A 12,784-nucleotide genomic window follows, 5' to 3' on the forward strand; every position below is an offset into this window, starting at 1 on the left:
AGCCTTGTCCATATTTTCAAGTACGGCCACATCGCGACAGATTTGTATTTCAGGAATTTAATCTGGCTCGCTGGTGCATTGCCTCATCCGCGTTCAATCATCGCGATGTCCCGCTCAACCTGATCGGCGATCAAGCTCAGGCCGGATGCTGTGCTGCGGTAGCGGAATTTTTTCTAATAGGACGGAATTCCATAAATAACATCAACATCATACAGATAATAATAATTGCAATTGACTCGCAAATGCATCATTGATGCTGCGCTGCGACATTTGCAACAAGGGGGCGACAATTCCTACTTTTCGGGTTTCCAGAGCAGCCGTTCTGCTGACTTCCACTCCGTTTCTCTCGATCCCGGCCGTGGCGGCGGAAGGTGACGAGAACGACACAATAATCGTCAATGGCGTCACCGAAGATCGCTACGGTATCTCCTCCACTTCGACGGGCATGAAAATCGATGTGCCTCTCCTGAAGGCGCCTCAGGCGGTCGCTGCCGTCTCGAACGAAGTTATCCTCGAGCAGTCCGCGCAAACCCTTACCGACGTACTGCGCAATGTCAGCGGCATCACCGAGGCGAACACCTTCGGCAACACCGGTGACAACTTCATGATCCGCGGCTTCGAAAGCGGCCAGGGCACCATCCTTCGCGATGGCTACACCAGCGTACAGGTTCGCGCCCTCAACGCCTCGACGGAGCGCGTCGAAGTCCTGAAAGGACCCGCATCACTGCTCTACGGGCGGTTCGAGCCGGGCGGCCTGGTAAACGTGATCACCAAGAAGCCGCTGGATACGCTCCATTACAGCCTCAACACCAATTTCAGCACCCGCGGCCAAAGCCGTCAGGTGGCCGACGTCACTGGACCGCTGGGCGGCGGATTTGCCTTCCGCCTGATCGGCGAGTACGAGGACAGCGACTATTGGCGCCCGCAGGCCCACGACGTGGAGCGCACATATGTCGCGCCCAGCCTGTCGTGGAGTGGCGGCGGCTTCAGTATACAGGCTGCTTACGAATATACCGACAGCACCCAGCCCTTCGATCGGGGCCGCGTCTATTACAACGGCAAGCGGGTGAACGTTCCTTCGACCCGCTATTTCGGAGAGTCCTTCACCACGCTCAAACAGAAGCTGCATGCGGGTAACGTTCTGCTTGCCTACAGGTTTGCGCCTGGCTGGCGCGTGGAAACCAAGTACGCGATGCAGCGCACGTCGGGCTCCGACCTTCAGGTCCGCCCACGCAGCCTGGTCGTTGGGCCAGACGGCCAGTTGACGGGTGAGTTGATCCGCAGCCTCGATGGCAACCGCGACCTCAGCGACGATCGCGATTATGTATCGCTCAACCTACACGGCGACGTCGGTTTCCTGGGCATGCGGCATAAGCTGCTGTTTGGCGCCGATTACGAGAGCTTCCGCAGCCGGCGCGGTTACATGGTCGACTCTCCGGGCCGGGGTGGGTTCAACATCTTCGATCCCGCCTATGGCCTGCTTGATCAGAACTATGCGAACCTGACTGTGACGCCCAATTCGGCTACGATCGACAGCTACAAGACCACCGGCCTCTACTTCCAGGATCTGGTCATGGTCGACGATGCCTGGACGTTCGTGTTCGGCGGCCGCTACGAAACGTTCAAGGACTTCCAGCGCGAAGGGACGCTGGCGAGGCCATCCAACCAGTCGAAGAGCGACACTTTCCTGCCGCGCGTGGGTGTGGTGTTCCAGCCTGGGCAGAATGTCTCGATCTATGCCAGCTATGCTCGCGCGTTCGCACCGAACCCCTCGGTCCCCGCCCAGGGCGATCAGCCAGCGTCCGGTCCCTTCCCGGCGGAAAAAAGCCGCAGCTACGAGATCGGTGTCAAGGGCGAAGTGTTCGACGGAGTGACCGCCACTCTCGCCGCATACGACATCCGCAAGAACAACGTGCTGGAGACCGTCGACATCGGTGACGGCAATTCGATCACCGAGGCACGTGACAAGGTCACCTCACGGGGTATCGAATTCGATCTCGCTGGGGAAATCACCCGGCATCTGAGCGCGATCGCCTCCTACGCCTATACCGATGCCCGTGACCCGCAGAGCACGCTGTCCGATAACGTGGTGAACGTCGCGCGCCATACCGGCAGCTTCTCATTCTCATATCGCCCCGGCGGGGTGCTGGAGGGCGCCTCTCTCGGCGCAGGCGCATTCCATGTCAGCAGGCGGTATGGTGGACTTTCTCAGTCACCCACGGGATCGACGACAGTGCCATTCCACCTGGCGGCCTATACGACCTTCGACCTCAATGCAGGCTATGCCATGAAGCTGCGTTCGGGCCACAGCGCCTATGCGCGCCTGACGCTGCGCAACCTCACCAACCGCAATTACGACCAGTCGTCGGGTAACGCGCTGCGTGTGGTGCCGGGCCAGGCCCGCACCCTGTTTGCGACGATCGGCATGCGCATGTGACACGCGCCGCCTGTGCTCTTGTATAGGCAACGACCTATACGAGAGCACAGGTTGCGAGCATTGAAGGCGGGAAAAGGCCAGATTCTTGCGATATTCTTAAAAAGCCGTTTGGTGGGCGCGTGCCAGATAAAGCGCTTCTACCCCAGGCCTTTTAGACCCTGCACTCCTCAGCCGCGGCGCCAGCCTCGCTTACTGGGGGATACGCTTAAGTACCAAGAAAGGCATGATCTGGTCGTAAACAGCATCATACCGTGTCACTTCTAACTACGGTGCATCTTAGGCCGGGTGGACGAATTTGAGAGAGTATTTGGCGGTGGCGAAATTGCCCGGTGCGGCCGGCATATCCTGCAGGAATACACCGTCGACCAATTCGACTTTCTCCAGGCCGCGCAGTTCATGACACCTGAGCCTGAGGTGTTGCCCGGCAGCATGACCCTCGCCGATGTGCTCTAGAACCGAGGCGCGCCATCGCAGCTATCCGGCGGATGCTACGCTCGCCGACGCACTGTCCGACGCGTCGCAGCCCTGCGGCAGCCCGCATGACCCGTTCAGCCGGATCGCGGATCTCATGGTCGCGACGGGCATCGGTCGCATTCCGATCGTCGCCCCTGAGACGCAGCGGGTCGTCGGCATCCTTACCAGACACGACCTGCTGCAGGTCCGCAACGTGCATCACGGCCTCGAGACCAAACGGGCACGAACATGACCTGAGGTCGTTTTGGTATCGTGGCACTTTGCGCCTTGGCTCGGTTACGCAGTTGAACTCACGATCGGCGAATTTTGATCTGCGATATCAGCCTATACTGCGAAAGGCGTCGTCCGAACCAAGCCGAACGGCTGCGCCAGTCTGATTAAGGCCATACAGTCGGAAGGGCAGGTACCCATAGCTGGTCACTTATCTCTCAAGCTTTTTGTCAAGGACCGCAGCTATCTCCGGTTGGCTTCCTGCAACCGGAAAGTCGCCTATCGGCCGGTTTTGGGCATTCAGAAGTTCTCCCATGGCCGTCAGGGCCACATCCTTGGAGGACTTTGCATTTCCTAGCCGCACCGATCATGCAGCGCACATCAGCATCAAGCAATATGCTCGCCTTGTCGCTGAATGGGTCTTGGGGATTGGCTTCCCCAACGAAGATTACGGGAATCACTTGCTGCGGCTAACGAAGGTGTCGATCACTTACCAAGCGACCGAGAATCTCCGTGTAGTCCAAATTCTTGGACACACGAAGATCGAAAGCACGGTCAGATACCTTGGGGTAGACGTTGAGAACGCCTTGATGTTGATAGACCACCGAAATCTGAGATCGCCTGGCTCCTTGTCGTTCCGAGAAGCGAGGGGCCAGGACCTACACTGTGGTGACCGCGCGTCCAAGTCGGTCAATCCAGCGGCAATTATCAGAAATTTGTCATGCTCTGATTGGCAAATCCCCAGCCGCGAAGTTGCGCGGCGCGCTCTATGAGTGAGTCCGCATCGCCGATCGAAAATGGATGGGCACTTTTCATGCCATCCAGTTCATCCCACTCCACCGGCACCGCGACCGGTGCGCCTTCCCGTGACCGAGCCGAGTAGGGCAGCACTGCGGTCGCCCCGCGCTGGTTGCGCAGCCAGTCGATGAAGATGCGGCCTTTGCGCTTCGCCTTGCTCATTGTCGCGACGTAGCGGTCGGGCTCGGAGAGGCTCATGGCCTCGGCGAAGCGGCGGGCGAAGTCCTTGTGGGTATCCCAGTCATGGCCCCGTCTCAGCGGTACGACGACATGTACGCCCTTACCGCCGGACAGCATGGCGAACGTCACCAGTCCGAGGTCCGCCAGCCGCGCGCGAATGTCCCTGGCGGCGCGCACGCACTCCTTGAAGTCCAGCCCTTCGTCGGGATCGAGATCGAAGATCATTCGATCAGGAAGGTCTACCTCATCGGCTCGTGCCGCCCAGCCGTGGAACTCGATCGTCCCCATCTGCACACAGGCGAGCAGGCCCTCGGCATTGTCGAGATAGAGGTAGTCCTCCATGCCGCCGTCCTTCTCACGGATGGGGACATGATGGACGTGATCGCCGAAGGTGCCGCTGTCATGCTTCTGGAAGAAGCATTTCTTCGCACGGCCCTGCGGACATCGCACTAGGCTGATCGGGCGGTCAGCGGCGAAGGGCAACATGAGCGGGGCGATGGCGGCATAGTAGTCGGCCAGATCTCCCTTGGTTTCGCCGCTTTCGGGGAAGATTACGCGGTCGTGATTGCTGATCTTCACGGCAATTTCCGCCTTGGGCGCGGCCTGCGGTTGCTCGGGTGTCACTGACTTCGCCCTCTTTTCGGTCCTCAGGCCAAGAAAGCTGCCGTGGCGGATGCGGCCGTCACCGGTGAACTCGGCGAAGGCGACCTCCGCCACCAGCTTCGGCGTGACCCAGCTTGCGCCGCGTGCCTCCGCGCGCTCGACTTCGACAGGTGCGGTCTTCCGCGCCAACTGCTCCAGCCGGGCAGCCATATCGACGAGGCTTTCGGCATCGAAGCCGGTGCCGACCTTCCCGCGATAGATGAGCGTCTTCCCCTCGTACTGCCCCAACAGCAACGAGGCGAACGGACGGCCCTTTGCGCTAGACTTCGACCAGCCAACGATCACGAACTCCTGCCGACGGGTACACTTCACTTTGACCCAGTTCCTCGTGCGGCGCCCCAGGTAAGCGGCATCGACGCGCTTGGCGATGATGCCTTCCTGGCCGGCCGCGCACATCGCATCGTAAAGCTTTTCGCCCGCACCGATTACATGGTCGGCGACGAAGACGGGCGGGCGGGCTTCCGAGAGCAGGGCCTCGAGCCGCTCCTTGCGCTCGATATTGGTCATCGTGGCCAGGTCATCGCCTTCGAGTTCGAGGAGATCGAAGGCATGGAATTCCAGGGGTTGGTCTTCGCTCTGGCTACCCTTGCCGCGCTTGAGCACGGCCTGGAGGTTGGAGAAATCGGGATTGCCGTCCGGCCCCCGGGCGATGATCTCTCCGTCGATCAGGCAGGAAGGCAGGTCGAGCGCAGCGATATGCGCGGCGAGGGGGCCGAACTTGTCCGTCCAGTCGAGGCCGCTGCGGGTATGGACGACGGCCTTATCCCCCGCTGCTGCGATCAGCGCGCGGTAGCCGTCGAATTTTATCTCGTGCATCCACAGGTTGCCGGTGGGAATGGTATCGACCAGTGTGGCGAGCTGGACGGGACGGAATTTCGGCGGCTTGCCTTGTGCCTTGCGGGAAGGGCGCGACTTGCGCGCATTGCGGGCCGAGGCCTTCTCCATGACCTGCGCGAAAGCATCGCCCTTCTTGCCTTTCAGCGAATGGGTGCCGCCCCTGTCGGCTTCGATCTCAGCCATGGTGCGGCCGGTGAGCACACTGGTGAGGCCCTGCTCGACGAGGACATCGCCCGTCTGCGCATGGGCATCCTTCACTTTGCGAAGCAGCCAGTTCTCACGCTTCTCGCCGGGCCTGGGCTTCATGCGCACGAGCAGCCATTCGCCCTTCATCCGCTCGCCGTCGAGGGTGAAGTGAAGGTGGCCATCCGCGATGTCCTTCGCGCTCTTGCCCGCGATCGGCGCCCAGGTGCCCCGATCCCAGAGCATCACCGTACCGCCACCGTATTCGCCCTTGGGGATGCCGCCTTCGAATTCTCCGTAGGACAGCGGGTGGTCCTCGGTGCGCACGGCAAGGCGCTTGTCGTCGGGATCGGCGCTCGGCCCCCGGGTCACCGCCCAGGACTTGAGCACGCCATCGACTTCGAGTCGGAAATCCCAGTGCAGTCGCCGCGCCGCGTGCTTCTGGACGATGAAGCCGTTGCCGCCGGTCCTGCCGCTTTTGCCCGCAGGTTCGGTGGTCTTCGCGAAGTCGCGCTTGCGGTTGTATTCGGCGAGGAGGTCGGCGCCAGGATCGCCGGCCTTGCCGCTACGCCCGCTTGCGGGCACGGCTGCCACCCGAGGAAGACGCCTTCTTCGCCGCAGGCTTGCGCGTTGACGAGGCTGACTTACCGCCGGACTTGCCGTCCCCGACCGACTTCTTGAGCGCCGCCATCAGATCGATGACGTTGCCCTTGCCGCTGGTCGGTTCCTCGACGTCCTCCAGAATGCGCTTGTTGCTCTTCGATTTGGCCTTCTTGTCGATCAGGCGGTGGAGCGCATCGACATAGCGGTCGTGGAACTCGGCGGGTTTGAAAGGCGCGGTCTTCTTGTCGATCAGCGTCGTCGCAAGGTCGAGCAGGTCGGCGTCGGGCTTGGCATCCTCGATGTCGCGGAAGTAGCCCTGCGCCTTGTGGACCTCGTCGGCATAGCGCAGCACTTCCATCACGAGGCCGCGCCCGCAGGGCTTGATCGAGACCAGTTGCTCGCGCCCGCGCACCGCCAGCTGGCCAAGGCCGACCTTGCGCGTCTTGCGCAGCGCCTCGCGCAGTACGGTGTAGGCTTCCTCTGCCAGATCGTCGGCCGGGACGACGAAGTAGGGCTTCTCGTAATAAAGCACGTCGATCTCGTCGGCATCGACGAACTGGACAAGCTCCAGCGTCTTGCGGCTCTCGATCTTGACCGCCTCGATCTCCTCCTCGTCGAGGAGCACGTAGCTGCCCTTGGAAATCTCGAAGCCCTTGATGATCTCGTCGCGGTCCACCGGGCCGACGCCGGGCGCGACCTTCTCGTAGCGGATGCGCTTGCCGCTCGGTTCATGGATCTGGTGAAAGGAGATCGCTGCGCCCGACCGCGTCGCCGGATAGACCTCGATCGGGATCGAGACGAGCGCCAGACGGATCTGGCCTTTCCAGTATGCGCGTGCAGGCATGGGCGGTTCCTTCCTCGGCATCACAAGCCGGATCAGGGCATGGTTGTTCCCGTCGCAGTCTGGCCGGTGGGAGCAGCGAGGCTTTCGGCCAGATCATCGAGCGCCTCCTCGGGTATGCGCCGGGCGATTACGGCCATCGGGTCCTGCGGTTTGTGGGCGTCGATGACCGTGTGATCGCCTCGCCACTGGCGTAGGCGTCCGGCCAGGTAACTGGCGCGCTGGCCGGTGATGACAGGGGCGGTCTTGCCAGGGGCATGGCATTGCGCGCAGGCTGGCAGTTGCGTTTCTGGAAGGCCTTTTGTGGCTATGGCGTTCCGGTCTGCAATGGGGCCGTGATGCAGGCCGGGCAGGCGCGCGTAATAGCTGGCCGCAGCTTTCATCTGCGCCTCGTCGAGCCCGGCGGCAGCGGTCTGCATGACCGCGCTGACCCGCTTGCCGGATTTGTAGGCCTGCAGCGCGCGCAGCATGTAGGCGGCATCCTGCCCTGCGAGGATAGGGATGTCGGGCTGGGCGCGGCCTTTGCCGTCGACGTCGTGGCAGCCCGCGCACTGGGGCAGGGGCGCGCCTGAGAGCGGCTGCGTGAGCGCGCGGTATTGCTGCGGTGTCATCGTCGGCAGACGGCGCACGAAGCCGACCATGCGGCGGATTTCATCGTCGCGGTCCCTTCCTGCCCACGCGGGCATGCCGGTGAACTTCACCCCGTGGCGGATGATCCAGAACAGTTCGCGATCGGTGTAGTGGCCCGCCGTCCTGGCAAGGTTCGGCGCTGGCGGTGTCGCGGCCTGCATGACCGGGGAGGGCGCTTCCCCCGGCGCGCCGTGGCATACCTGGCAGGACTGGCGGAAATGCCCTGCCGCGCTGACGAGGCCCGTATCGTCACGGATGACCTTGGGCGTCTGCACGGCGCTGTAGGTGCGCGCGGAATTCTGCATTGTCCAGTGCAGGAACCAGTCAGTGATCTTCCAGTGCCCGGTGGACGCGGCGATGGGTATCAGCCCCGCCGCCGCCACGACCATACCCAGCGCGATGACGGCGCTGAAGGCGAATACTACGCGCCCGATCGTGATCTTCACCATCATGTCGCGGTGCTCCGTTCTTCTCGCAGCAGGGTGGCAAGCAGGCCCAGCCCGCCGATCAGGTAACTGGCACCGCCGATCACCAGCATCACCACGCCGCCAAGTTGCTGGTCGCCGAGCGGATCGAGTCCATGGGCATGGTCCATCCCGTGATAGAGCGGACGCGGCGCAAGGCCGATGAGGACGCCCAGCAGGGTCATATGCATGGACGTAAGCAGCAGGGCGCCGATCCCGCTCGCTCGGGCGGGGGAGTGGATGGCGGCGCTCCACAGCAGGAAACCGGCGGCAAGGAAGCTCGCCTGCTCAATCACGGCGAACAGGGCATGACTATCGGCGGCGCTGCGCAAAGCGGGCAGATGCCAGCCCCACACCGTCAGCAGTTCCAGCAGCATCATGGCCATCGGTGTGACGATCCGCGGCGAGCGCCTTGCCGGATCGGCAATGGTGTCCCGTGCGGCATAGGCCAGCAGCGGCGCGGCCACGGCCACGGCGATCATGTGTCCGGCCATGTGTCCGCTCATGCCCAGCGGCGACAGCGCCCAGCCGATCGGCACCAGAAGCAACCCGATGATCAACGCCGCGCGCTTCACCGGCAATCTCCGATGAAGACGACGGGCAGAGCCGTGAACAGCACGGCCATGAAGCTGAGGCCCGCCAGCAGCAGTGTCGATTTGGCCAGGAACCGCAGGCGGTCGACCTCGGTGCCCTCGTCATGCGGGGGCGGATCGCCGATGGTGCGCTGCTGTTTCCAGGCGACCCAGCCCGACAGCGCGATCACCCCCAGTGCCAGCAAGGTGCCCAGCGTGAACAGCACCGGGAATTTGGCGAAGGCGCCATTCTTGGCGCAGGATATCGCCGCCCACAGGTAGGCGAACAGGAAATGGCCCGCCCAGACCGTGGGCGGTACGATCAGGGTCCAGAGCGTGACTTTCAGTCGCTCATGCCACTTGCGCCGCTCACTCATCACGCGAGCTCCGGAAACAGGCCGATGGTGAGGTACGTGACCGTCACGGTCAGCGCGAGGAAGTGCATGTAGACTGTGACGTTACGGATGTCGGCGTCATGGCTGGGCGTCATCTTTTCGGCAAGGCTGCGGGCCAGAACGTAGGCCAGCATGATCGCGGCGACGCCGCAATGCGCCGTCGTCCAGATCGCCAGCGTCCAGACGATAGCCGGATAGCTGTGCGTCTGCGGGTCCATTCCTGACAGCCAAGGTCCGGCAAGTCCGGCGAAGACGCCCGCCAAGCTGGCGCCGATGCCCAGCAGCACCAGCACGCGGGCAAGCGTGATTTTGCCGCGCGCGTGAGTCTCCCGCGCCGCCATCGTCGCCAGCCAGCTTGCCAACCCTAAGGCCAGCGCCACCATCGGCCACAGCACGCCGGGACCGTCCGCCATCGCCATCGGGGGGAAATCTTCATGCCGGGTCCAGAAGAAGTAGTACCCAAACACCAACCCTGAGAACGCCGTCGCATCGGCCATCATGGTGATGAACATCGCCCACCACCCCGGCGCCGAGTCGCCCGAGATGTAGAGCGGCAGTTCGATGCCGTGGCCGATCGGCTTGCAGGGCTTCTCCGGAATCTCCGCCGTGCCGGTCCACAGCCATGCCAGCACCAGCGCCAGCGTCAGCACGCCCGAGACGAGCGCCGCCCAGTAGAAGTGGTAGGTCGTCAGGATGAACACCCCGCCCAGCGCCACCGCCGTCAGCATCGGCAGCCAGCTTGGCCCGCCGAGGCGGATGACGGAGACCGGCCGGGCGTCCAGAACCGAGGTCACGATCGTCTCGCGGCGGCCTTCCTCGGCGTCGGGCAGGAAGTAGCGGCCTTCGTCCACCTTGCGCACGAAGTCCTCCTGATCCCAGATAGGGTAGCGGCTTTCAATCAGCGGGATCGAGCGGATGCCCCAGTCCTCGTCATCGGGGTGGGCGAGCCATTCCAGCGTGCCCGCCTCCCAAGGATTGCGCGGGGCCTTCTGCCGCCAGGGTGAGCGGCACAGGTCCAGCAAGATCACCGCCACACCCGCCGCGATCACGAACGAGCCGATGGTGGAGGCAAGATTGAGGCCGCCGAGGCCAAGCTCCTTCGGGTAAGTAAAGACGCGGCGGGGCATCCCTTCGAGGCCCGACAGGTGCATCGGGAAGAAGCACACATTCGCGCCGACGAAGATCAGCCAGAACGCGGTGCGTCCCAGCCGGTCGGAAAGCTTTTTGCCGGTGATCAGCGGCCAGTAGTAGTAGAGCCCGGCGAACAGCGGCATCAGAGTGCCGCCGATCAGCACGTAATGCAGGTGGGCGACGACGAAGTAGGTGTCGTGCGCCTGCCAGTCGAACGGGGCGACGGCCACCATCACGCCCGTAAGCCCGCCAATGACGAAGATCGCCAGGCTCCCGGTCGCGTAGAGCAGCGGCGTCGACCACACCACGCGGCCTGCCCACAGGGTCACGATGAACACGAATATCTGCACTGCCGTGGGGATCGCCACCGCCTCAGACGCGGCAGAGAAGAACGCGAGGCTGATCTTGGGCAGCCCGGTCGCGAACATGTGGTGCACCCACAGCCCGAACGAGAGGAACGCGGTGCCCACCGCCGCCAGCACGATCCAGGGATAGCCCAGCAGGTGCCGCCGCGCGAAAGTGGGCACCAGCATCGCGAACAGGGCGATGGAGGGCAGGAAGACGATGTAGACCTCCGGGTGACCGAAGATCCAGAACAGATGCTGCCACAGCAGCGGATCTCCGCCGCGCGATGCGTCAAAGAACGGCCAGTCCAGCAGGCGCTCCATCTCGAACAGCACGTCGCCCGCGATCAGCGGCGGGAAGGCGAACAGGATCATCACCGCGACAACGAGGATGTACCAGGCATAGAGCGGCATCAGGTTGAGCCGCATGCCCGGCGGGCGGCACTTGAGCACGCCGACGATCAGTTCCACGGCGGCGGCTACCGAGGACACCTCGATGAAGGACAGACCCAGCATCCAGATGTCGGCGCCAAGCCCGGAGAGATCGGTGCGCGTCGTCAGCGGCGGGTACATGAACCACCCGCCATCGGGCGCAGCGTCGAAGAAGATCGAGCCGGAAACGAATACGCCGCCGATCAGGAACGACCAGTACCCGAAGGCGGACAGACGCGGAAACGGCAGGTCGCGCGCGCCCAGAAGCTGCGGCAGCAGGATGATCGACACCGCCTCGAACATCGGTACGGCGAAGAGGAACATCATCACCGAGCCGTGCAGCGTGAACAACTGGTTGAACGTCCCTGCGTCCACGAGATCGTTGTCCGGCACTGCGAGCTGCATGCGCATGATGAGCGCGAGCACGCCCGCGAACAGCATGAAACCGAACGCGGTCAGGACGTACCACACGCCGACTTGGTTGTTGTTGGTGTCCGTCCAGCGCAGGAACAGTCCCTTGGGCGGTTCCCAGACCTTGCGGAGCCGCGCTTCCTGCGCCTCGCGCAGCGCGGGGTCGTCCTGATCGTGCAGGCTCATCGTCCCGCCTCCTTCAGCCAGCGGGCGATGGCGAGCGCGTCCGCTTCGGGCATTGCCGAGTAGGAGGGCATGCGGGCGCCGGGCTTGGACCTGTGGGGATCGCGGATGAAAGCGGCGGTGTTCTCCACGGTGGGGGCAAGGATGCCTGCGCCCACCGTAATGCGCTCGCCGAAGCGGGTCAGGTCGGGGCCGATGCTCTCGCCGCCGATCAGGGAATGGCACGCATTGCAGCCGCTGGCCGCGAATAGGGCAGCACCGCGACCTTGCGTGCGGATCGGTGGCTCGCGGCTGACCGCCAGCCATGCGTCGAAGGAGGCAGGCTCCATGGCGATGACGTCGAACGCCATCAGCGCATGGCTGAGGCCGCAGAACTCCGCACAGACGCCGCGATAGGTGCCCGCCTTATCGGCCTTCACGACAAGGCGGTTGGTGCGTCCGGGAATCATGTCCATCTTTCCCGCAAGGCCGGGGATCCAGAAACTGTGGATCACGTCGGTCGCAGTCAGTTCGAACACGACAGTGCGGCCCACCGGGATGCGCACTTCGTTCGCGGAGATCAGGGGCGGCTGGCCTTGCGGCTGGTAGCGCACGCGCCACCAGAACTGCTCGCCCTCGACATGGATGCGCAGGTTCTGCGCCGTCTCGGGCAGTGGGCGCATCGCGGGCAGAGCCCAGACCAGCAGCGCCGTTAGAACCACCGACGGCACGATCGCGCCGAGCCAGAGCACCATGCGCATTCCGCCCGCGTGGTCCAGCCGCCCTTCCGGTGCGCGCACTGCGAGGACGTACACAGCCGCCACGCCTAGTGCGATAACAAGCGCGCCGATCACCAGCACCATGGTCATCGTCAGCGTCGAGCGCGCCTCCAGCCCGAACGGCGCCAAGGCGGACTGGTGGCGGTTGCAGCCCGCTAGCAGCAGTGCGCAGACGACGGTCGATTTACGCAAGCCATTCTTCCCCTGTGTTGCGCAAGGCAACGCATGGAAGGTGCGG

General features: G+C 63.5%; 10 protein-coding genes. 3 read left to right on the forward strand and 7 right to left on the reverse strand.

All coding sequences use genetic code 11. The annotated features are described in order from the left end of the window. Window positions 1-358: 358 nt before the first annotated feature. The 3 genes from PKE80_RS19645 to PKE80_RS19655 all read left to right on the forward strand — a co-directional run bounded on the left by PKE80_RS19645 (window position 359) and on the right by PKE80_RS19655 (window position 3,143). Complete coding sequence (locus PKE80_RS19645) at window positions 359-2,437, forward strand: TonB-dependent siderophore receptor (protein ID WP_271183962.1); 2,079 nt, start codon at window positions 359-361, stop codon at window positions 2,435-2,437. A 285-nt stretch (window positions 2,438-2,722) separates the two neighbouring features. Next, window positions 2,723-2,890, forward strand: coding sequence for a hypothetical protein (locus PKE80_RS19650; RefSeq protein ID WP_271183963.1), 168 nt, complete (start codon window positions 2,723-2,725; stop codon window positions 2,888-2,890). Beyond that, window positions 2,880-3,143 carry a CBS domain-containing protein gene (locus tag PKE80_RS19655; RefSeq protein WP_271183964.1) on the forward strand — a complete coding sequence of 88 codons (264 nt, stop codon included), beginning with the start codon at window positions 2,880-2,882 and terminating at the stop codon, window positions 3,141-3,143. The genes PKE80_RS19650 and PKE80_RS19655 overlap by 11 nt, the downstream gene beginning before the upstream one ends. A gap of 686 nt (window positions 3,144-3,829) precedes the next feature. Here the strand turns inward: PKE80_RS19655 and ligD are convergent. Genes ligD through coxB form a run of 7 tightly spaced genes read right to left on the reverse strand, consistent with a single transcriptional unit; the run spans window position 3,830 to window position 12,738 of the window. Further along, complete coding sequence (gene ligD / locus PKE80_RS19660; protein WP_271183965.1) at window positions 3,830-6,376, reverse strand: DNA ligase D; 2,547 nt, start codon at window positions 6,374-6,376, stop codon at window positions 3,830-3,832. After that, on the reverse strand, window positions 6,348-7,229 hold the full coding sequence (gene ku / locus PKE80_RS19665) for a non-homologous end joining protein Ku (protein ID WP_271183966.1): 882 nt from the start codon (window positions 7,227-7,229) through the stop codon (window positions 6,348-6,350). Before ku ends, ligD begins: the two co-directional genes overlap by 29 nt. Window positions 7,230-7,261: 32 nt before the next feature. Next, window positions 7,262-8,308 carry a c-type cytochrome gene (locus PKE80_RS19670; RefSeq protein ID WP_271183967.1) on the reverse strand — a complete coding sequence of 349 codons (1,047 nt, stop codon included), beginning with the start codon at window positions 8,306-8,308 and terminating at the stop codon, window positions 7,262-7,264. Continuing rightward, entirely contained in the window at window positions 8,305-8,895 is a 591-nt protein-coding gene (locus PKE80_RS19675; RefSeq protein ID WP_271183968.1) for a cytochrome c oxidase assembly protein, read from the reverse strand. Before PKE80_RS19675 ends, PKE80_RS19670 begins: the two co-directional genes overlap by 4 nt. Beyond that, on the reverse strand, window positions 8,892-9,269 hold the full coding sequence (locus PKE80_RS19680) for a hypothetical protein (RefSeq protein WP_271183969.1): 378 nt from the start codon (window positions 9,267-9,269) through the stop codon (window positions 8,892-8,894). The genes PKE80_RS19675 and PKE80_RS19680 overlap by 4 nt, the downstream gene beginning before the upstream one ends. Next, window positions 9,269-11,791, reverse strand: coding sequence for a cytochrome c oxidase subunit I (ctaD, locus tag PKE80_RS19685; protein WP_271183970.1), 2,523 nt, complete (start codon window positions 11,789-11,791; stop codon window positions 9,269-9,271). The genes PKE80_RS19680 and ctaD overlap by 1 nt, the downstream gene beginning before the upstream one ends. Beyond that, on the reverse strand, window positions 11,788-12,738 hold the full coding sequence (coxB, locus tag PKE80_RS19690; RefSeq protein ID WP_271183971.1) for a cytochrome c oxidase subunit II: 951 nt from the start codon (window positions 12,736-12,738) through the stop codon (window positions 11,788-11,790). The genes ctaD and coxB overlap by 4 nt, the downstream gene beginning before the upstream one ends. Window positions 12,739-12,784: the final 46 nt, after the last annotated feature.

The organism is Novosphingobium resinovorum, from assembly GCF_027922145.1.
Taxonomy (GTDB): Bacteria; Pseudomonadota; Alphaproteobacteria; order Sphingomonadales; family Sphingomonadaceae; genus Novosphingobium; species Novosphingobium resinovorum.

Coding starts and splice junctions, on each gene's coding strand:
- PKE80_RS19670 (WP_271183967.1), bottom strand. CDS start 8,308: ATGATGGTGAAGATCACGATCGGGCGCGTAGTATTCGCCTTCAGCGCC.
- PKE80_RS19655 (WP_271183964.1), top strand. CDS start 2,880: ATGTGCTCTAGAACCGAGGCGCGCCATCGCAGCTATCCGGCGGATGCT.
- ctaD (WP_271183970.1), bottom strand. CDS start 11,791: ATGAGCCTGCACGATCAGGACGACCCCGCGCTGCGCGAGGCGCAGGAA.
- PKE80_RS19680 (WP_271183969.1), bottom strand. CDS start 9,269: ATGAGTGAGCGGCGCAAGTGGCATGAGCGACTGAAAGTCACGCTCTGG.
- ku (WP_271183966.1), bottom strand. CDS start 7,229: ATGCCTGCACGCGCATACTGGAAAGGCCAGATCCGTCTGGCGCTCGTC.